The sequence below is a fragment of the Frigoribacterium sp. PhB24 genome, from assembly GCF_003755185.1.
Lineage (GTDB): Bacteria > Actinomycetota > Actinomycetes > Actinomycetales > Microbacteriaceae > Frigoribacterium.
On sequence record NZ_RKIC01000016.1, the window covers coordinates 36,507 to 56,683 of the forward strand.

A 20,177-nucleotide genomic window follows, 5' to 3' on the forward strand; every position below is an offset into this window, starting at 1 on the left:
TCAGCCCGCGACCGCGACCAAACTGGTGGTCAGGGCTTCGCCACCGCTGCGGTTGACGAAACACGAGTAGGTACGGTCACCCGCGGCCCACGCGTCCGCGTCGGCCGGGAAGCTCGCCAGCAGTTGCACGTCCGGGTAGGCCGCTGCGGCCTGCCGGTCGAGGGCGTCCGAGCCGGTGCAGAGCAGGTTCATCTGGCTCTGCAGCACATCGGCCCCGGGGTAGGCGGCGGCCTCACCGTCGAGGGTGCCCAGGCGTGTGAGCTGCGCCACGTGCGGCTGGGCGCAGTCCGCGACGTCGTAGTCCTGCTGCCAGGCGGACTCGAAGGCCGAGAAGCACTCGCCGCCCTGCAGGTCGACGTACGAGTGCGTGCCGGCCGGCAGCGGGCCCGCGGGGACGACCTCGGCGGCTGGTTCGGCCGGGGCGGCCGTCACCGTCCGGGCCGCGGTCGGTGCCGCGGCGACCGACGGGTCACTCGTCAGGTCGTCGGTCGAGGCGAAGAGCGACCTCGAGATGAAGAACAACGCCACGAGCAGCAACACGATCACGAGCCCGGCGCCCACGGCAGCCAGGACCTTGTGCGTCCGGACCCACTCGGCCAGACCCGCCGTGCGGGGCGTCGCGGCGGGCGCCTGGTCGACCGGACGGGTCCGCGGCACGAAGACACCGGGTCCACCGACCTCTCGGCGCGGCCGCTCGCTCGACGGAGCCGCGGTGGCGCTCATCGAGACGCCGGGCAGCACCTGCGTGGCGCCGGTCGCGGGGCCGGAGACGCCGGGGCGCTCGTCGAGAGCGGAACGAGGAGGCGCGAACAGGCCGGTCGCGGTCGTCCCCTCGGTCGGGTCGTCCAGGCCCTCGGTGTCGGCGTCGGCGTCGGCGTCAACATCGGCGTCGGCGTCGGCGTCGACACCGTCGGCCTCGGCATTGGCGTCGGCCGGGCCGGGAGCCGAGCCGCCGGACGCCTCACCGGAACCGGACAGGGACCAGGCGGCGGGGGCGTCCCGCGGCGGACTGGCGTGCCCGGGCTCGACGTCCGCGTGGGAAGCGGACGGGACGACTCCGAGGATCTCGGTGAACGTGGGCTCCCGGCCGTCGACCGCCTGGGGCCCGACCTCGGAGCCCTGCGGAGAGGCCGGCGCGGCGGGAACGGACATCGCGACGGGTGGCGCTCCGGGCACCCCGGCCCCGACTCCACCGGTCGCCGAGGCTGCGGCGGCCGCCGCCGCGGCCTCGGCCAGACGGCGCTCGCGTCGGGTCATCTCGTGGTGCTCCTCGACCCACCAGGGGGCCTCGGTACCAGGTTCTCGGGCTCCGGTGGACGCCGATTCGGACGCTCCGGCCTGCGGTCCCACCAGAGGCTCGGGCTCGGGCTCGGGCACGGGCTCGGGCTCGGGCTCCGACTCCGGCTCCGGCACGGGCTCCCGCACGGGCTCGGGCTCCGGCACGGGCTCGGGCTCGGGCTCCGGCTCCGGCACAGGCTCGGGCGCGGACTCGGGTTCTGGCGCGGGCTCGGGCTCGGGCTCGGGCTCGGGCTCGGGCTCGGGCAGCGCATCCCAGTCGAAGGTCGCGGGTTCGGCGGACTCGGGCCGGGGTGCCGAGATCAGGGCCGTGAACGGACCTGGCTCGTCGCCCACGTCGGCACGGTCGCCTCCGTCCGCGGCATCCGACGGCCGACCGGCCGCTTCGGCGTCGCCCGACTGCTCGGCATCGCCCGACTGCTCGGCATCGCCCGACTGCTCGGCATCGCCCGACTGCTCGGCATCGGGCCATGTCGCCCCGGGCGGCGTCGCCCCGGACGGAGCAGGCGGGTCAGGAGTCGGCACGGACGACGGAGGACGCGGTGCCGGCGCGGTGCCCTGCAGTGCTCCGAGGTCGAGGGCCTGGGGGTGGCCCGACGTCCGAGGCGGAGGGGTTCCGGTCGGGGACTCGGGCACGACGAAGGGCAGGGGGGTCGGAGTGGGCGGCACCACGGACGGGTCCTCGGGGGCAGGCTCCGTGTCGTCCTCGCGCTCGGGTTCGTCGTCGTGGGGGACGTCGACCGCACGCGTGGCCGGCGGAAGGTCGAACGCCTGGGTGGGGACGTCCTCGGAGGCGGTGTCGGGAAGGTGACCCGCGCCTCCTGACGGGGTGTCGGTCGTCGCGTCGGCGTCGTCGCCGTCGAACTGCGCGGCCAGCCAGTCGCTGGCGTCGTCGCGTTCGACGTCGTCGCCGTCCCGCCGGTCGCCGGTCACGGTGTCAGCCCGAGATCTTCCAGGCCGATCGCCGCGTAATAGGAGTAGCCGGCCGCCTCGATCACCTCGCGGGCACCGGTGCTGCGGTCGACGACCACCGCCACGGCGACGACCTGCGCACCCACTGCCTCGAGGGCCTTCGCGGCCGCGAGGGGTGAACCGCCGGTGGTCGAGGTGTCCTCGAGGACGATGACGCGCTTGCCCTCGAGGTCGGGGCCTTCGACCTGCTTGCCTCGACCGTGGTCTTTGGGCTCCTTGCGGACCACGAAGGCGTCGTAGTCCTTGCCCAGGGCGACGCCCTGGTGCAGCACGGCGGCGGCGATCGGGTCGGCACCCATCGTGAGACCACCGACGGCGAACACGTCGGGCACCTCGTCGATCAGGTCGACCATGACCCGGCCGATCAAAGGGGCGACCCGGTGGTCGAGGCTGACCTTGCGCAGGTCGATGTAGTACGTCGCCTTCTTGCCGCTGGTCAGGGTGAAGTCGCCGTGGAAGACGGCCTCGGAGCCGATGTAGTCGATGAGCTGCGTGCGTGCGTCGGTCACGGTGACCCATGGTAGGGCAGGTGGCCCGAGAACGCCGGGGGACGGACCGGCTCGACGACCGCCCCGGGACGACGGCCCGGCCGGCGACCCCCTCGCCCGGTACCGTGGTCGACATGCGCGTCGCGACCTACAACGTCAACTCCGTCCGGGCTCGAGTCGGTCGGGTCGTCGACTGGCTCGTCCGAGAGGACGTCGACGTCGCGGGGTTGCAAGAGATCAAGTGCAAGCCGGAGCAGTTCCCCTACGACGCCTTCCGTGAGGCCGGCTACGAGGTCGAGCTGCACGGTCTCAGTCAATGGAACGGCGTCGCGTTCGTCAGCCGCCTGCCGATGGAGGACGTCGAGATCACCTTCCCCTCGCAGCCCGGCTTCGCCAAAGGCCTGGAAGGCCCCGACCAACCCAAGGAGGCGCGCGCGATCGGCGTCACGGTCGAGGGCGTCCGTCTCTGGAGCCTCTACGTGCCGAACGGGCGCGAGCTCGCCGATCCGCACTACGCCTACAAGCTCGACTGGCTGGCGAAGCTCGCCGCCGAGACCGAGACCTGGCTGGCGGAGCGACCCGACCAGCCCCTGGCCCTGATGGGCGACTGGAACGTCGCGCCACTCGACACGGACGTGTGGGACATGTCCGTCTTCGACGGTCACACCCATGTCAGCCAGCCCGAACGCGACGCGTTCTTCCGTTTCGAGGAGGTCGGCCTGACCGACGTGGTGCGGTCGCGCCTCCCCGACGGGTACACGTACTGGGACTACAAGCAGCTGCGCTTCCCCAAGGACGAGGGCATGCGCATCGATTTCATCCTGGGCTCGAAGCCGTTCGACGACCTCGTGACGGCGGTGGCCATCCACCGGGACGAACGCAAGGGCGACGCCCCGAGCGACCACGTGCCGGTCGTCGTCGACCTCGGTCTCGAGACCGAATTGGACGACGACCGACCCATGATCTTCTGAGTCCCAGCCGCACCGGCACGAGGGCGGCCTCGGTCGCCCCACGGCCGATCAGGCCAGGAGGGCCGCGACGAGCACCAGGACGGGCACCGACCCCACGGTCGTCACGAGCACCGTGTCGCGAGCGACGACCACGCCCGCCTGGTACCTCTGCGCGTAGTTGAAGACGTTCTGGGCGGACGGCAGACCGGCCAGCACGACGGCCACGAACAACTCGTCACGGTCGAAGTCGAACACGAACGCCCCCAGCAGCCACGCGGCCACCGGCATCACGACCAGCTTGAGCACGCTCGCCACCACGATGTCGACTCGCCCCTGGCCCGCCTGGAACGGGCGTGCACCACTGAGCGACATACCGAAGGACAGGAGCACCACGGGCACCGCCGCACCACCGACCAAGACGAAGGGCTCGAGGACCGGTTGGGGGATCTCGAGACCCGTGACGGCGACGAGGACTCCGAGCGCCGAGCCGATCAGCAACGGGTTGGTGAACGGTCGCGCGACGGTCCGCCCGAGGCTGCTGCCGCGGTTGGTCACGGTGTCCATCACGGCGAGGACGATCGGCGTCAGGATCAGCAGTTGGTAGAGCAGCACGGGCGCGACGAACGTGGCGCTGCCGAGGACGTACGTGGCCACCGGCAGCCCGATGTTGTTCGCGTTGACGTACGCACCTCCCATCGTGCCGATGGTCGTCTCGGCCGCGGTGCGCTTCAGCACGACGCGCAGGACCACCACCGAGATGACGGCGGCGAACAACGAGGCGAGGGCCGACACCACCAGGAGGCGCGAGAACAGGACGTGCACGTCGGCCTGCGAGATGTTCGAGAACAGCAGGCACGGGGTCAGCACGAAGAACACGAGTCGCGCGAGCACCTGGTGCCCCGACGCGCCGAGGAGGTCGATCCGGCCCACCAGGTAGCCGGTGGCGATGATCACTCCGATGATCGCGAACCCGATCAGCACTCCACCCATGCCGCCCATCCTGTCGCACGCGCAGCCAGACGGCGAAGCGGCGGGACGGCCGGACGGTCAGACCGACGGCACGCCGATGCGGGCGACGAGGTGGCTCGCGTCGTCGACGGCCTGGGCGTCGCTGCCCCAGACGACGGCATCCGCCACGCAGGAGACCACGGCGAAGGCGTCGCCGGCGGACAGCCCCCTACGCCGTTCGAGTTCGGCCGAGAACACTTCGACCCCGGGGTCGATGGGGCGGCCCGACGCGACCACGACGAGGGCGCCGCGATGCAGACCGGTCGCGAGCACGTCGGCGGCCCGGGCGAGCTGGGGGGCCGAGGGCGACGCCTCGTCGACGGCGACGATCGCCCAGTCGAAGCCGGCGACGTCACCGACGGGCAGGTCGAGATCGGCCCCGGCGAGGACCACCTCGGAGCCGAGGGCCGCAGCCCGGTCGGCGACGGGGCGGAGAGCTTCGTACGGGCCGGTGAGGACGAGCTTGGGAGCGTGGGCGAAGAGCATGGCAGACCTCTCGAGACGGACGGGGCGACCGGTCGAGTGGACAGGCCGGCGCTCGCGCAAGGTGATGATATTTCACGTGTCACCTTACGTTTCCTGCGTTGACGGCGCAAGACCCCCAGCTGTCCTCGCATGGAACGCGCGGCGCATCCGCGAAGGTCGGGCAGAATCGACGGGTGACCCGTCTCCACGACCCCGCGGCCCATTCGTTCGCCAGCGACAACTACGCCGGGGCCCACCCCGAGGTGCTGCAGGCGATCTTCGACGCCAACGGCGGCCACGTCGGATCGTACGGAGCCGACCCCTATACGCGGCGCCTCTCCGAGGTCGTCGTCGAGACGTTCGGCGAAGGGGCCGCGATCGACCCGGTCCTGACCGGCACCGGCGCGAACGTCGCCGCGCTGCAGGCCCTGACGCCTCGTTGGGCGGCCGTGGTCTGCGCGACGACCGCGCACGTCTACACCGACGAGGGCGGGGCGCCCGAGCGCCTGGGCGGCATCAAGCTGCTGACGGTACCGACCCCCGACGGCAAGCTGACGCCCGAACTGATCGACCGGCAGGCCTACGGCTGGGGCGACCAGCAACGCCCGCAACCCCTCGCCGTCACACTCACCCAGAGCACCGAACTCGGCACCGTCTACACACCCGACGAGATCCGTGCCGTCACCGACCACGCCCACACGCTCGGCATGCGCGTGCACGTCGACGGCGCTCGGCTGGCGAACGCCGCCGCCTCGCTCGGGGTGCCGTTCCGCGCGATCACCCGCGACGCCGGCGTCGACTCGGTCTCGTTCGGCGGGACCAAGAACGGCCTGCTGCTGGGAGAGTCGGTGGTCACCTTCACCGAAGAGGCGCGAGCCGGCCTGGTCTACCTGCGCAAGATGGACGCGCAACTGACCTCGAAGATGCGTTTCGTGTCGGCGCAGTTCCTGGCGATGCTCGAGGACGACCTGTGGCTCCGATCGGCGATGCAGGCGAACGCGATGGCCGCGCGTCTCGCCACCGGGCTCGCCACGCTGGAGGGGGTGACCGTCACGCAGCGCGTCGACGCCAACGCGGTCTTCGTCGTCCTGCCCCGACGGATCGTCGAGCCCCTGCGCGCGACGCATCGCTTCTACGACTGGAACCGGGCCACGGGCGAGGTCCGCCTCATGTGCTCGTTCGACACGACCGAGCAGCACGTCGATCGGTTCGTGGCGGACGCGCGGGACCTGCTCGGCTGACCCGTCAGGCCCGGGCCGCCACCACGAATGCCCGGATCAGCTCGACGCTCTTCACCCCGCGAGACGACTCCACACCCGAGCTGACGTCGACCCCGACGGCCCCCTGGGGCCGAAGCCCGGCGAGCAGCCCGGCGACGTTCGCAGGGGTGAGCCCCCCGGCGAGCAGCCAGTCCCGCGCGGGGGGCGCGGCGAGCAGGGGGGCCGAGTCGAAGGTCGCGCCGGCACCGGGGGCGACGGCGTCGAGCAGGAGGGCGTCTTCTCGGAAGGCGCCCCGCGCCTCCTCGGGTTCGGCCGCGTAGGCGGCGGCCCCCACGGCGCGGATGACCCGGAGACCCGCCTCATGGGCACGGGCCACGTCCCCAGGGGTCTCATCGCCGTGCAACTGCACGGTCGACACGGAGGAGGCGCGGGCCAGCTCGAGCACCGTCTCGACGTCCTGGCCTCGGAACACGCCGACCGTCTCGACGCCCGCCGGCACGCGGGCTGTCAGCTCGCGCGCGGTCGCGGGGTCGATCGTGCGGGGGCTGCCGGGCGCGAAGACGAAGCCCACGGCGTCGACCCCGGCCTCGACGGCAGCGTCGACGGTCTCGGGCGTGGACAGGCCACAGATCTTCACCCAGGTGCGCATGGGTCCAGTCTGCCCGCAGCTCGATCCCTCTCGGCCCGATCGACGAGGCGTCACGTCGCGCCGTCCCCGTGGTGTACCGCGCGACCCCTACGCGGGCAGGTCGTCGAGGTCGTCCCGCGTGGGGTCGGAAACCTCGTGCTTCGCGACGCTCAGCCCCTCGCCGCCCTCGGCCACGTCGACCCGCACGGTGTCCCCGTCGACGATCTCGCCACCGAGAAGGGCCATGGCGAGCTTGTCGTCGATCTGACGTTGCATGAGTCGACGCAGCGGTCGGGCGCCGTAGATCGGGTCGTAGCCGCGCTCGGCGAGCCAGGCGCGGGCGTCGGGGGTGACGGCGAGCGCGAGGCGGCGATCGGTCAGACGACGGCCGAGTCGGTCGACGTAGAGCGAGACGATCTGACCGAGGTCGTCGGTGCTGAGGGTCGAGAAGACGACGATGTCGTCGAGCCGGTTGACGAACTCGGGCTTGAACGCCTGGCGCACGAGCCCTTGCACGAGCTCTTCTTTCTCGGGATCACTCAGGCCCGGATCGGTGATGACCTGCGAGCCGAGGTTCGAGGTCAGCACCAGGATCGTGTTGCGGAAGTCGACGGTGCGCCCCTGGCCGTCGGTCAGTCGACCGTCGTCGAGCACCTGCAGCAATACGTCGAAGACCTCGGGATGGGCCTTCTCGACCTCGTCCATCAGCACGACGCTGTAGGGGCGACGGCGCACGGCCTCGGTCAGTTGGCCGCCGGCCTCGTAGCCGACGTAGCCAGGAGGCGCGCCCACGAGTCGGGACACGCTGTGCTTCTCGCCGTATTCGCTCATGTCGATGCGGACGAGCGCCTTCTCGTCGTCGAAGAGGAAGTCGGCGAGGGCCTTGGCGAGCTCGGTCTTGCCGACTCCGGTGGGGCCGAGGAAGAGGAACGAGCCGGTGGGGCGGTCGGGGTCGCTGATTCCCGCGCGGGTGCGTCGGACCGCTTCACTGACGGCCTGGACGGCCGCCTTCTGACCGATGAGGCGCCTCCCGAGCTCGCTCTCGAGGTGCAGCAGCTTCTCGGTCTCGCCACTGAGCAGGCGGCCGACGGGGATGCCGGTCCAGGCGGCGACGACCTCGGCGATGTCGCTGTCGGTGACGGCGTCGCTGACCAGTCGGTCGCCGGACTTCTCGAACGACTCGGCGTCGGCGAGGCGCTTCTCGATGTCGGGGATGCGTTCGTAGCTGATGCGGGCGGCATCTACGTAGCGCCCCTCGCGCAGGGCTCGGTCGGCATCGATGCGAGCCTCGTTGAGGTCGCTGCGCAGCGTGCCGACGCCCTGCAGCGCGGCCTTCTCGGCTTGCCAGCGGGCGTTCAGGTCGTCGTAGGCGGCCTGTTGCTGGGCGATGGTCTCGCGCAGGGTGGCGAGGCGGGCCTGCGAAGCGTCGTCCTTCTCTTTCTTGAGGGCGAGTTCTTCGATCTGCAGGCGGACGAGGCCGCGGTAGAGCTGGTCGAGTTCGACGGGCGACGAGTCGATCTCCATCTTGAGGCGCGAGCCGGCCTCGTCGACGAGGTCGATCGCCTTGTCGGGCAACTGGCGACTCGGGATGTACCGGTTGGACAAGGAGGCGGCGGCCACGAGGGCACCGTCGGTGATGGTGACACCGTGATGCGCCTCGTACCTCTCTTTGAGCCCGCGGAGGATGGCGACCGTGTCGTCGACGGTGGGCTCGCCGACGTAGACCTGCTGGAAACGGCGCTCGAGGGCGGCATCCTTCTCGATGTACTGGCGGTACTCGTCGAGGGTCGTGGCGCCGATCAGACGGAGTTCGCCGCGGGCGAGCATGGGCTTGAGCATGTTCGACGCGGCCACCGAGCCCTCACCGCCGCCGGCACCCATCAGGGTGTGCAACTCGTCGATGAAGGTGATCACCTGCCCGTCGCTCGAGGTGATCTCTTTGAGGACGTCCTTGAGGCGTTCTTCGAACTCGCCGCGGTATTTCGCGCCGGCGACGAGGGCGGCGAGGTCGACGCTGATCAGCCGCTTGTCCTTGAGACTGTCGGCGACGTCGCCTTCGACGATGCGCTGGGCGAGGCCTTCGACGACGGCGGTCTTGCCGACACCTGGTTCGCCGATCAGGACGGGGTTGTTCTTGGTGCGGCGGGTGAGCACCTGACTGATCCGACGGATCTCGGCGTCACGGCCGATCACGGGGTCGAGCTTGCCACTGCGGGCGATGGCGGTGAGGTCGACGCCGTATTTCTCCAGCGCGCTCTTCTGCTTCTCGGTGGAGGCGGGTGCGCCCTGCAAGTTCGCCATGGATGTGCCTTTCTCGAAACCTGAGTGGAGCTGACTCAAGTTTACGCCAGCGCCGCGAGACCGCAACGTCGCATGCCCTGCTAGGTTCATTTCTCGTTTGTGTCTAATATGTCAATGACCTGTTTCTTGCGCGCTAGTCGCACGCCTCGACAAGGAAGAACGCATCCACAAGATGAAGAAGACACTCAAGAACGCCGGCGCAGCCGGGCTGGCAGCAGCCACGATCGTGACCGGCCTCAGCTTCGGCCCCGCCGCTCAGGCCGTCGAGCCCGAGACGGGCGCCGGGGCCTCCAGCTCGAGCTCGCCGACCCCGGCCGACCCGCAGCCCGCGCCGACGTCGGACGAGACTCTGGCCGACACGACCCCGAGCGACGCGCCAGCCGATACTCCCCCCAGCGACGCACCGGCTCCCGCCGAGGCGCCGGGTCAGGCCGCTCCGACCACCGGCACCAGCGGGGTGTCGCCACGCTACCTCGGCGACAACCCGGACGATATCGAGACGGAGACCGGCGCCGCCACCATCACCGGGCCGCGCATCCGCCCGGGCACCAGCGAGTGGTACACAGTGAGACTCCACAAAGCATCCAGGGGCTATCTGGAGTTCGTGGCGCCCGAGGGCACGACCATCGACCAACTCGAGGCTCGCTACAGCCTGGGAGACGCCTTGGAAACCTCGGTGCGCATCAAGAACGACGGAAAGAACGCCAGCATCGCGTCGTGGTCGGTCCTCTATCCCGTGAATCTGACCTGGGGACCGAGCGATCTGTACCTCCGGGTCAAGCTGCACGCCCTCCCGTACGTCCCCGTCCAGACCCGGTTGGGCGGTGGCCACCTCAACACCATTGCCGACCTCTTCATCGAGACGAACCGGTCGAGCTTCTCCGTCCTGACCGGCGGAGTGTCGGCGAACGTCTCGAAGACCGATCTCGCCGATCGCTCGGCAACGCTCAGCGGTCAGGCGAAACCAGGAGCGAAAATCGTGCTCAACGGGAGGGTCGAAACCACCGTCACCCCCTCCGGGAACTGGACAGCGACCATCGGTGGCCTCCTCCTGGGGTCGAACACGGTCACCGTCGACGAATTCAGCAACGGCACGAAAACCGCGTCGATCGACGTCAACGTCGACCTTCGGGTTGCTCCGCTGAGCGGAAGAGTGACCATGCCGGCCGTCCGCACCCAGAACGCTGTGGCCTCGGGCGCAGCCCAGCCCGGGGCGATCGTCATCCTCACGAATTCCGCGGGTCAAGAGATCGCTCGGACCACTGCGTCGCCCTCCGGCAGCTGGACGACGCCCATCCCCGCACCCGGCTTCGGTGGCGCCTACCCCGTCACCGTCGGGCAGCAGATCGGCGGCGAACCGAGTGGCAATGTCGTCCTTTCCGTCCCTTACGGCGAAGAAGTTCAGTTCACCGCACCCGCTGACGGTGCGACGCACGATGGCGGTGTGGTCGTACTCACCGGAAAGGGCGAACCAGGCGCACAGGTCAGTGTCCAAGAACAAGGCACAACCAACCTCCTCGGCTCAGCGGTCGTCGAATCGTCCGGCACGTGGAAGATCACCACGACTCCGCTCGACAGCAAGAAACACGTTCTCGAGGCCAGCCAGATCGGCAAGGGCAACAACACCACCCGCTCCAAGGTGACCCTGAACCCCGACAACGACGACACGAAGCCGGTGGTCGTCGCCCCGACGGTCGAGACCCCCGCGGCCGGCAGCACCGTCGCCACGAGCCGGCCCACGTTCAGCGGTTCCGGCCAGGAGGGCGCCACCGTCACGATCGGCTACAACGCGAAGAGCATCATCGGAACCGGCGTCGTCAAGGACGGGAAGTGGACCATCACCCCGACCCGCGGCCTCGGGATGGGCGTCAGCAACCTCGACGTCACCCAGACCTCCGGCGACGACGTGCAGACCGTGAAGCACACGATCACCCGGATCGCTGTCGAGCAGCCCCTGCGCGTCACGAGCCACGGCGACGGCCAGACCTACTCCGCGGGCGCGACCACGTTCCGCGGCACCGCCCCTGTCGGCTCCGTGATCCGCGCCACGAACCAGTGGGGCACTCTCATGGGTACCGCGACCGCGACCGACGGCACCTGGTCCTTCAACCGGAACCTCGGCCCCACCACCGCCGGCTACAACATCACCTTCGTCGCCACGCCCCCGAACGGTGACCCCCAGACGGTGTCGCTGACGATCTTCTACGCCGGCGCCCTCGCCTTCCAGGTCACGAGCCCAGTGAACAACAGCACCTACACCGTGGGCTCCGCCACCTTCACCGGCACCGCCGCACCCGGCACCACCATCACCGCCACGAACCAGTGGGGCACGCCGATGGGCCAGGCCGAGACCGGTCTCGGTACGACCTGGGCCTTCGACCGCTACCTCGGGCCCACGAGCGCCGGCTACGACATCACCTTCGTCGCCACCAAAGGCACCGAGAAGCAAAGAACGACGCTGCACCTGAAGTACGCCAAGTAGAGGGCCCTCGACGGCCAGACCGGCGACTCCATCACCTGCTTCCCCTGGAACCACAGCGGCGAGTGACACCAGACGGCGGTCGAGACGAACGCGGTCCTCTCAGGCCCTGCACCACCACAGCGCCGCCGAGCCCGGGCCGACCACACGGTCGACCCGGGCTCGGCCCCACCTCACACCCCATACCTCACACCCCACACCCCAGACCCCAGACCCCAGACCCGAAAGGCTCCCCATGCACGCGCCTCGCCTCCGCACCGCCGCTCTCGCCGCCCTGCTCGGTGCGACCCTCGTCTCCGGCACCGCCGGCTGCACGAGCGCGACCGACTCCGATGCGACGCCCGACGCGACCGGCTCGAGCACCCCGCTCGCCGAGTCGACGACCAGCCCCTTCGTCACCGAGACCTGCATCGACGGCAACGCCTCCGTCGTCCTCGACGAGAAGACCACCGACGTCACCTTCAGCGAGGCCTGCGACGCCGTGGACGTCATCGGCAGCGGCGGCACCGTCACCCTCTCCGACGTCGGCCACCTCGTCATCGAGGGCACCGGCATCACGGTCACGGCAGGCAGCGTCGGCACCGTCGACTTCGCCGGGGACGGCAACACCGTCAGCCACACCGGTGCCGAACCGGTCGTCAACGACAACGGGACCGCCGACAACACCGTCACCGCCCGCTGACGGAAGGCATCCTCCGCCGACGCGGCACGACGCCCGCCACCCTGGCCGCCGCCGCGATCATCCTGCGAGGCCAGCCGGCCGTACGACGGTCGCTCCCACCTCGACGGTGCATCATGGGCCGATGCTCGACCACGCCCTCGCCCGCCGTCTCCGCGATGCCGGATTGCGCTGGCATCCCCGCACCGGAGACCGTTTCGTCATCGAGACCCCCGGGTTCGACGGCGACGTCTTCACGCTCAGCGACATGACCATCGAAGCCCACGAGTACCCCACCGGCACCGTGCTCGGCTTCAACGGCACCACCGAATGGGCCCTCGACTCGGTCGCCGCCGACGACAGCCTGTGGCTCCCGCGAGAGGACCAGTTGCGCGACCTGCTCGGCCCGGTGTTCCGTGGGCTCACGCGACACGTCGACGACGACGAGGGCGGCGGCGGCGAGGGCGGCGACGGCGACGGCGACGGAACCGTCTACGAGGTGGCCACCCGATCGACAGGGGCCGCCACGGTCGACCGACACCGCGCCTCCCGGGCCGAGGACGCCTATGCGCACGCACTGCTCTCGTACATCGACGCTTCCCTGCGCCTCGACGAGGCCGACGCCCGCTGACGGGACCAGGGCCTCGTCAGCCCCGCCGGACCGATCGGGTGACCGTGAACCTCGGGTCGCGGGCGATCTGGGTGGTCGGCCCCACCACGCGCTCGAGGACCGGCCGGTGACCGAGCGGCGAGTTCCACACGCACCACAGCTCGCCACCCGGGCGCAGCAGACGGGCGGCAGCCTCGAAGAGCTTGCGGGAGATCGCCGTGTGCACCGTCGCCCCGACGTGGAACGGCGGGTTCAAGAGCACGACGTCGGCCGACGCCTCGGGCAGCGACGACCCCGCATCGTCGCGCGACACGGACACTCGATCGGCCACGCCGGTTGCCCGCATCGTGGCATGCGCGGACTCCACCGCCGCCCAGGACTGGTCGGTCGCGACCACCCGCGCCCCGGGTCGCGCGAGCGCGAAGGAGGCGGCGAGCACTCCCGTGCCGCACCCGAGGTCGACGACCTCGCGGGCCGTGGGGGCCGCACGATCGAGGACCGCCAGCAGTGCCCGCGTGCCGACGTCGATCGAGGTGCCCGCGAACGCCGCACCGTGTGCGACGACGACCACGTCGCCGTGACGCGACGTGCGCGGCCAGCCGAGCGCGCCTCCTGGTGTCGGGGCCGTCGCGGTGAGGACCCGCGACTTCTGGTGGGCCCGGCCGGCGGTCACCTCGCCGAGATGGCGTGCGAGGACGTCGTTCATCGCGAGCGTCATGTGCTTGACGCGTCCCCCGGCGAAGAGGCGCACGTCGGGGTGCGCGTGGCGGGCGACGAGACCGGCGATCTCGTCGAGGGCGTCGAGCCCCCGAGGCAGTTGCAGCAGCACCGTCCGGGCGCCCTCGAGCAGGGCCGGGTCGAGTCCGTGGTGCGACCACGTCGTGGCGACCCCGAGGCGCCCGGCGTTGGCGTCGAGCGCGAGTTCGCCCGAGAGGGCGTCCTGATGCACCCGGATGCCGGCACCGGGCAGCAGGGTCGCGACCCCGAGGGTCAGGGCGCCGTAGCGGTCCCCGACCACGGCGACGGCATCGGGGTGTGCGGCGAGCGCCTCGTCGGCGGTGTCGAGCAGCAACCGGTCGGTGGCATCGTGCGCGACGAGTTCGGGGGCCTCGATGTCGGGCCACCGGCGCAGCTGCTCGAAGTCGATCATCCGGCAACGCTAGCCGGACGGCAGGACGAGCCACGACCTGCCGCCCGCCGTCGACGCTGAGCAGCAGGTCGTGACGTCGCGGTGCCGGTCGTTCGCGTCAGCGGAGGGGACGCCAGACGACCACCGACGTCTGCCGTGACGGGCGCGTGCCATGGCGCAGCGGCACGACGCCGCTCTCGCCTGCGGCGAAGACGCGGGCGCCGGGGCGGTTCACCATCTCGTCGGCCAGAGCACGTTCGAGTTCACGGACGCGGGACTGCAGCGCGGTGACCTGGTTCTCGAGCTCGAGGATGCGTTTGATGCCCTCGAGCGAGATGCCCTCGCCCCCGAGCCGTGCGATCTCGCGCAACTGCACGACGTCACGCATCGAGTACCGCCGCGACTTGCCCGCCGTCCGCTGCGGCACGACCAGGCCGAGCCGGTCGTACTGCCGCAGGGTCTGCGCGTGCAGGCCCGAGAGCTCGGCGGCCGTCGCGATGGCGAAGAGGGGCGAGTGCTCGTCCATCGGCCACCGGGTGGGGTCCGGTCGGTCCATCTCGTCTCCTGTCTCGTCGCTCGTGACCTGCCGCCGAGGAGGCGCGGGTCGGGTCGGTCTCCTCAGGCCCGGGCCCGGGCGATCAGGTCCTCCCGGGGGTTCTCGGCGGGCAGTGCGGCGGCCAGCGCCTCGACGGCCTCGCGCGCCTTGTCGTTGAGGTGGGCGGGCACCGCGACCTGGACGGTGGCGAGCAGGTCGCCCACGCCGTCCTTCGCATGCACGCCGCGCCCCTTGACCCGGAGCACACGACCCGAGGGGGTGCCCGGTGCCACGCGCAGTCGTACGGGGTCTCCCCCGAGCGTCGGCACCTCGATGGTCGCGCCGAGGGTCGCCTCGGCGAACGTGACGGGCACGTCGAGCCGCAGGTTCTTGCCGTCGAGTTCGAACACGGGGTGCTTGCGGACGGCGACGGTCAGCACCATGTCTCCGGCCTCGCCGCCGTCGGGACTCTGCTCGCCACGCCCGCGCAACTTGATCTTCTGCCCGTCGTGCACGCCGGCCGGGATACGGACCTTCATCGGCTTGCCGTTCGAGGCCTGCAGCGTGATCGTCTCGCCGACGATCGCGGTCTGGAAGTCGAGGGTCGTGCTGGCCGTCATGTCACGGCCCTTCTGAGGCCCACCGAAGCCGCGGTAGCCGCCGCTGGTCTGGCCGAAACCGCCACCGCCGAACATGCCGCCGAAGATGTCGTCGAAGCCTCCGCCGCCGCCCTGGCGGAACTGCGTGCGTTGGCCGCCCTGGTTGAACATGCCGCCGAAGACGTCCTCGAAGCCACCGCCCGCACCGGCACCGCCGCTGCCGGCCGTGAACCTCGCGCCGTTTCCCATGGCCCGCACCTGGTCGTACTCGCGACGCTGTTCGGGATCGGAGAGCACCGAGTTGGCCTCGCTGATCTCTTTGAACTTGGCCTCGCTGGCTGCGTCGCCCGGGTTCGAGTCGGGGTGGTGCTTGCGAGCGAGCTTGCGGTAGACCTTCTTGAGCTCGGCGGGGGTGACGTCTTTGGAGACACCGAGGACGGCGTAGAAGTCCTTGTCGAACCAGTCCTGACTCGCCATGCGGCACCTCCTTCCTTGACTGGAGGTCGCTGCCTGGCAGCGACCGGAAGAGAACGGGGGAGGCGGTGGGCACCTCGTCGAGGGGCCCACCGCCGGTCGCGACCTACGTCGCGGGGGTGGTGACGGGCGGCCGTGGGCCGCCCGTCACCGGGGTGTCACTGAGGAGTGTGCACCGCGACCTTGGCGGCACGGATGACCCGGTCGCCGATCGTGTAGCCCGGCTCGATGACGTCGGCCACGGTGTTGACCGTGACGTCGGCGCTCGGCAGCTGGACCAGCGCGTCGTGCTTGCTGGGGTCGAACACGTCGCCCTTGGCACCGATCTGCGCCAGACCGAACTTGTCGAGCCCTCCGCGGATCTTCTGCGCGATGACGGTCATCGGGCCCTCGGCCAGGTCGCCGTGCTGTTCGGCACGGGCCAGGTCGTCGAGCGCCGGGAGGAGCGAGCGGACGACCTCGGCGACCACGGCCTCGCGGTTGGCCTCGCGGTCACGCTCGACGCGCCTCCGGAAGTTCACCAGCTCGGCCTGGGCCCGCAGCATGTCTTGACGCATGTCGGCGACGAGGTCGGCACTCGCCGCGTCGAGGATGGCCTCGTCGTCGGCGCTGAGCGTCTCGGTGCCCTGCGGCGCGTCGGCCATCTCGTCGGCCGCGGCCTTGGCCCCGGCCGGGGCCTCGGCGTCGATCGGCGTCTCGACGTCGGGTGCCTCGGCGTCGACGAGCTCGTCGGGGTCGACGACGTCGGCCGTGCCGCCGTCTTCGGACGGGGTCGCGGGACGCGGCTCGTCGTCGGGCGTCTTGTTCTCGTCAGTCATGCCGACCGCCTCTACTTCTTGTCGTTGTCGTCGTCGTCCACGACCTCGGCGTCGACGATGTCCTCGTCGTCGCCCTGGGCCTGGCCGTCGGCGGGAGCGCCGTCACCACCGGCGGCACCCGCGGCGCCGGCCTGGTCGGCCTGGCTCTGCGAGTAGATCGCCTGGCCGAGCTTCTGCTGGCTCTCGTTCAGCTTGTCGAACGCGGGCTTGACGGCGGACTCGTCGTCGCCGGCGAGGGCCGACTTGAGCGAGTCGACGTCGGCCTGGACCTCGGACTTGACGTCGGCGGGCAGCTTGTCGTCGTTCTCCTTGATCAGCTTCTCGATCGAGTAGACGAGCTGCTCGGCCGAGTTGCGGGTCTCGTTGGCCTCGCGACGCGCCTTGTCTTCGGCGGCGTTCTCTTCAGCCTCGCGGACCATGCGCTCGATGTCGTCCTTGGACAGCGACGAACCGCCCGAGATGACCATCGACTGCTCCTTGCCGGTGCCCTTGTCCTTCGCGGACACGTGCACGATGCCGTTGGCGTCGATGTCGAACGTGACCTCGATCTGCGGCACGCCGCGCGGAGCCGGAGCGATGCCGGTCAGCTCGAAGGTGCCGAGGTTCTTGTTGTCACGCGTGAACTCACGCTCGCCCTGGAAGACCTGGATCGCGACGGACGGCTGGTTGTCGTCGGCCGTCGTGAACGTCTCGCTGCGCTTGGTGGGGATGGCGGTGTTGCGCTCGATAAGCTTGGTCATCGCGCCACCCTTGGTCTCGATGCCGAGGCTCAGCGGGGTGACGTCGATGAGCAGGACGTCCTTGCGCTCACCCTTCAGCACGCCGGCCTGCAGGGCGGCACCCACGGCCACGACCTCGTCCGGGTTGACGCCCTTGTTGGGCTCCTGTCCACCGGTGAGCTGCTTGACGACCTCGGTGACGGCCGGCATGCGGGTCGAGCCACCGACGAGCACGACGTGGGCGATGTCGCCCACCTTCACGCCTGCTTCTTTGATGACGTCGTTGAACGGCTTCTTGGTGCGGTCGAGCAGATCGCTCGTCCACTGCTCGAACTGCGAGCGCGAGATCGTCTCGTCGAGGTTGAGCGGGCCCTCCGCCGTCAGCGTGAGGTACGGCAGCTGGATGCTGGTCGAGGTGCTCGACGACAACTCTTTCTTGGCCTGCTCGGCGGCCTCTTTGAGGCGCTGCTTGGCGATCTTGTCGGTCGACAGGTCGACGCCGTGGGCGTCCTTGAACTTCTTGATCAGGTGCTCGACGATGCGGTTGTCCCAGTCGTCGCCACCGAGGCGGTTGTCGCCCGAGGTGCTGCGCACCTGGATCGTCGAGAAGTCCTCGTCCTTGCCCACTTCGAGCAGCGAGACGTCGAACGTTCCGCCACCGAGGTCGAAGACCAGGATGAGCTCGTCTTCCTTGCCCTTGTCGAGACCGTAGGCCAGGGCCGCGGCCGTCGGCTCGTTGATGAGGCGCAGGACGTTGAGGCCCGCGATCTCGCCGGCCTCTTTCGTGGCCTGGCGCTCGGAGTCGTTGAAGTACGCGGGGACGGTCACGACGGCGTCGGTGACCTCTTCGCCGAGGTACTGCTCGGCGTCGCGCTTCAGCTTGCCGAGGATGCGCGCGCTGATCTCTTGCGGGGTGTACTTCTTGTCGTCGATCTCGACCTTCCAGTCGGTGCCGACGTGACGCTTGACCGACGCGATGGTGCGGTCGACGTTGGTGACGGCCTGGCGCTTGGCGGTCTCGCCGACCAGCACCTCGCCGTCCTTCGTGAACGCGACGACCGAAGGGGTCGTGCGGAGACCCTCGGCGTTCGCGATGACGGTGGGCTCGCCGCCCTCGAGGACGCTGACGACCGAGTTGGTGGTACCGAGGTCGATTCCTACTGCACGTGCCATGTGCGATTTCTCCTTCGTGGTGCGGTGTGACGAAAGCCTTGGGGGCCGGCCTTGAGTCGGCCTGGCTCAACTTTACTCACCTCGACGCGGAGGTCAAGCTGTGAAGCTGAAAGTTGAGCCAGAATGACTCAAGTCCCGGACGGGAGGTCGCGGCACGAGCCCCACGGAGGAGGCGCGACGCGGGTCGGCCACGGACGCCGACTAGGTTGACCCCCATGACCGCAGCGCAGACGCTCGCCGACACCGATCCGATCCCGCGCCGCCGCGTGGTCTCGTGGGCCCTCTGGGACTGGGGCTCGGCGGCTTTCAACGCCGTCGTGACCTCGTTCGTCTTCAGCACCTACCTGGCGAGCGGCGCGTTCGTCGACCCGGCCGTCGTGGCCGCCGCCGGCGACGACGCCCGCAACCCCGCGCTCGTCCTCGCGAAGGCCGACAACGCGACCGCCATCTCGACGGCGCTCACGATCGCGGGCGTGCTGATCGCGCTGCTCGCCCCCGTGCTCGGCCAGCGTAGCGACGGGTCGGGCCGACGCAAGCTCTGGCTGGCCGTCAACACCGGCCTGGTCGTGCTCGCGATGGTCACGATGGTGTTCGTGGCCCCGGTGCCCGACCTCCTGGTCTTCGGCGCCGCCCTGCTCGCCGTCGGCAACCTCTTCTTCGAGTTCGCGAGCGTCAACTACAACGCGATGCTCGTGCAGGTCTCGACCCCGAAGACGATCGGCAAGGTGTCGGGGTTCGGCTGGGGCCTCGGCTACGTCGGCGGCATCGTGTTGCTGTTGTTGCTGCTCGTCGCGTTCCTGCAGAGCTTCGGGGTCGACGGACGTGGCGGCGTGTTCGGCGTCGCGACGGGAACGGCGGGAGGCGCATGGGACGTCCGCCTCTCGATCGTCGTCGCCGCGGTGTGGTTCGCCGTGTTCGCCGTGCCGGTCCTGCTGTCGGTGCCCGAGTTGCCCGCCACCGCCGCACGCACCCGGGTGGGACTGTGGCGTTCGTACCGCCTCCTCGGCTCGACGATCGCTCGGCTGTGGCGCACCAACCGTCAGGTGCTGTTGTTCCTGCTCGCGAGCGCGGTGTTCCGAGACGGTCTCGCCGCCGTGTTCACCTTCGGCGCGATCATCGCCGCGCAGGTGTTCGGCTTCTCGCCGAGCATGGTCATCTACTTCGCCGTCGGCGCCAACCTCGTGGCGGGCGTCGGCACGTTCGTCGGCGGCTGGCTCGACGACCGGCTGGGGGCGAAGACGATCATCGTGGGGTCGCTGATCGGCCTGGTCGCCGCCGCCTTCGCCGTGCTCGCCATCGGCACCGCGACGAACCTCTTCTGGGTGTTCGGCCTGGCCCTGGCGTTGTTCGTCGGACCGATCCAGTCGGCCAGCCGGTCGTTCCTCGCCCGCATCACGCCTCCGGGCCGGGAGGGCGAGATCTTCGGGCTCTACGCGACGACCGGGCGAGCGGTGAGCTTCCTGGCGCCGGGACTCTTCACCCTGTTCGTCAGCGCGACGGGCGACACCCGTTTCGGCATCGTCGGCATCGCGCTCGTGCTGCTCGCCGGGCTCGTGCTGATGCTGCCGGTCAAGGCGGTCCAGCGCTCGATCGACTGACGATCCGGCGGAGGCGCCTCCGCCCTGCGGACGACGACAAGGTCGGCGGTCCTCCGT

At 70.3% G+C, this 20,177-nt stretch carries 17 protein-coding genes; 6 read left to right on the forward strand and 11 right to left on the reverse strand.

Features of this window, described 5'->3' with window-relative positions:
• Entirely contained in the window at positions 1 to 2,229 is a 2,229-nt protein-coding gene (locus EDF50_RS16735) for a hypothetical protein (RefSeq protein WP_158612746.1), read from the reverse strand.
• Positions 2,226 to 2,777, reverse strand: coding sequence for an orotate phosphoribosyltransferase (gene pyrE / locus EDF50_RS15485; protein ID WP_123520411.1), 552 nt, complete (start codon positions 2,775 to 2,777; stop codon positions 2,226 to 2,228). Before pyrE ends, EDF50_RS16735 begins: the two co-directional genes overlap by 4 nt.
• Before the next feature lie 113 nt (positions 2,778 to 2,890).
• Here pyrE and EDF50_RS15490 point away from each other — a divergent pair, with 113 nt between their 5' ends.
• Complete coding sequence (locus EDF50_RS15490; RefSeq protein ID WP_123520518.1) at positions 2,891 to 3,727, forward strand: exodeoxyribonuclease III; 837 nt, start codon at positions 2,891 to 2,893, stop codon at positions 3,725 to 3,727.
• Positions 3,728 to 3,775: 48 nt separating this feature from the next.
• Here the strand turns inward: EDF50_RS15490 and EDF50_RS15495 are convergent, their stop codons facing one another.
• The gene (locus tag EDF50_RS15495) at positions 3,776 to 4,696 is read right to left on the reverse strand and encodes an AEC family transporter (RefSeq protein WP_123520519.1); all 921 of its coding nucleotides are present in this window, start codon (positions 4,694 to 4,696) and stop codon (positions 3,776 to 3,778) included.
• A gap of 57 nt (positions 4,697 to 4,753) precedes the next feature.
• On the reverse strand, positions 4,754 to 5,200 hold the full coding sequence (locus EDF50_RS15500) for a hypothetical protein (RefSeq protein ID WP_123520412.1): 447 nt from the start codon (positions 5,198 to 5,200) through the stop codon (positions 4,754 to 4,756).
• A gap of 173 nt (positions 5,201 to 5,373) precedes the next feature.
• Between EDF50_RS15500 and EDF50_RS15505 the strand changes: the two genes are divergently transcribed.
• Positions 5,374 to 6,420: a low specificity L-threonine aldolase gene (locus EDF50_RS15505; RefSeq protein ID WP_123520413.1), complete on the forward strand. Its 1,047-nt coding sequence runs from the start codon at positions 5,374 to 5,376 to the stop codon at positions 6,418 to 6,420.
• Positions 6,421 to 6,424: 4 nt separating this feature from the next.
• Here EDF50_RS15505 and EDF50_RS15510 read toward each other — a convergent pair whose 3' ends face one another.
• On the reverse strand, positions 6,425 to 7,048 hold the full coding sequence (locus EDF50_RS15510) for a phosphoribosylanthranilate isomerase (protein ID WP_123520414.1): 624 nt from the start codon (positions 7,046 to 7,048) through the stop codon (positions 6,425 to 6,427).
• 87 nt (positions 7,049 to 7,135) lie between these two features.
• A complete protein-coding gene (locus EDF50_RS15515; protein WP_123520415.1) occupies positions 7,136 to 9,328 on the reverse strand; it encodes an ATP-dependent Clp protease ATP-binding subunit in 2,193 nt (730 codons plus the stop codon).
• Positions 9,329 to 9,500: 172 nt separating this feature from the next.
• Between EDF50_RS15515 and EDF50_RS15520 the strand changes: the two genes are divergently transcribed.
• The 3 genes from EDF50_RS15520 (at position 9,501) to EDF50_RS15530 (ending at position 13,096) form a co-directional block, all read left to right on the forward strand.
• The gene (locus EDF50_RS15520) at positions 9,501 to 11,810 is read left to right on the forward strand and encodes an Ig-like domain-containing protein (RefSeq protein WP_123520416.1); all 2,310 of its coding nucleotides are present in this window, start codon (positions 9,501 to 9,503) and stop codon (positions 11,808 to 11,810) included.
• Positions 11,811 to 12,042: 232 nt separating this feature from the next.
• Positions 12,043 to 12,489 carry a DUF3060 domain-containing protein gene (locus EDF50_RS15525; RefSeq protein WP_123520417.1) on the forward strand — a complete coding sequence of 149 codons (447 nt, stop codon included), beginning with the start codon at positions 12,043 to 12,045 and terminating at the stop codon, positions 12,487 to 12,489.
• A 121-nt stretch (positions 12,490 to 12,610) separates the two neighbouring features.
• Positions 12,611 to 13,096, forward strand: a complete 486-nt coding sequence (locus EDF50_RS15530) for a pilus assembly protein CpaE (RefSeq protein ID WP_123520418.1) — start codon at positions 12,611 to 12,613, stop codon at positions 13,094 to 13,096.
• A gap of 16 nt (positions 13,097 to 13,112) precedes the next feature.
• Here the strand turns inward: EDF50_RS15530 and EDF50_RS15535 are convergent, their stop codons facing one another.
• The 5 genes from EDF50_RS15535 to dnaK form a co-directional block, all read right to left on the reverse strand.
• Positions 13,113 to 14,225 carry a methyltransferase gene (locus EDF50_RS15535; protein WP_123520419.1) on the reverse strand — a complete coding sequence of 371 codons (1,113 nt, stop codon included), beginning with the start codon at positions 14,223 to 14,225 and terminating at the stop codon, positions 13,113 to 13,115.
• 97 nt (positions 14,226 to 14,322) lie between these two features.
• The gene (locus tag EDF50_RS15540; protein WP_043597756.1) at positions 14,323 to 14,730 is read right to left on the reverse strand and encodes a heat shock protein transcriptional repressor HspR; all 408 of its coding nucleotides are present in this window, start codon (positions 14,728 to 14,730) and stop codon (positions 14,323 to 14,325) included.
• Between the two features lie 92 nt (positions 14,731 to 14,822).
• Entirely contained in the window at positions 14,823 to 15,815 is a 993-nt protein-coding gene (locus EDF50_RS15545) for a DnaJ C-terminal domain-containing protein (RefSeq protein WP_123520420.1), read from the reverse strand.
• A gap of 155 nt (positions 15,816 to 15,970) precedes the next feature.
• A complete protein-coding gene (locus EDF50_RS15550) occupies positions 15,971 to 16,630 on the reverse strand; it encodes a nucleotide exchange factor GrpE (RefSeq protein ID WP_123520421.1) in 660 nt (219 codons plus the stop codon).
• Positions 16,631 to 16,641: 11 nt separating this feature from the next.
• A complete protein-coding gene (gene dnaK, locus EDF50_RS15555; RefSeq protein ID WP_123520422.1) occupies positions 16,642 to 18,522 on the reverse strand; it encodes a molecular chaperone DnaK in 1,881 nt (626 codons plus the stop codon).
• A gap of 215 nt (positions 18,523 to 18,737) precedes the next feature.
• Between dnaK and EDF50_RS15560 the strand changes: the two genes are divergently transcribed.
• The gene (locus EDF50_RS15560; protein WP_123520423.1) at positions 18,738 to 20,120 is read left to right on the forward strand and encodes an MFS transporter; all 1,383 of its coding nucleotides are present in this window, start codon (positions 18,738 to 18,740) and stop codon (positions 20,118 to 20,120) included.
• Positions 20,121 to 20,177 lie beyond the last annotated feature (57 nt).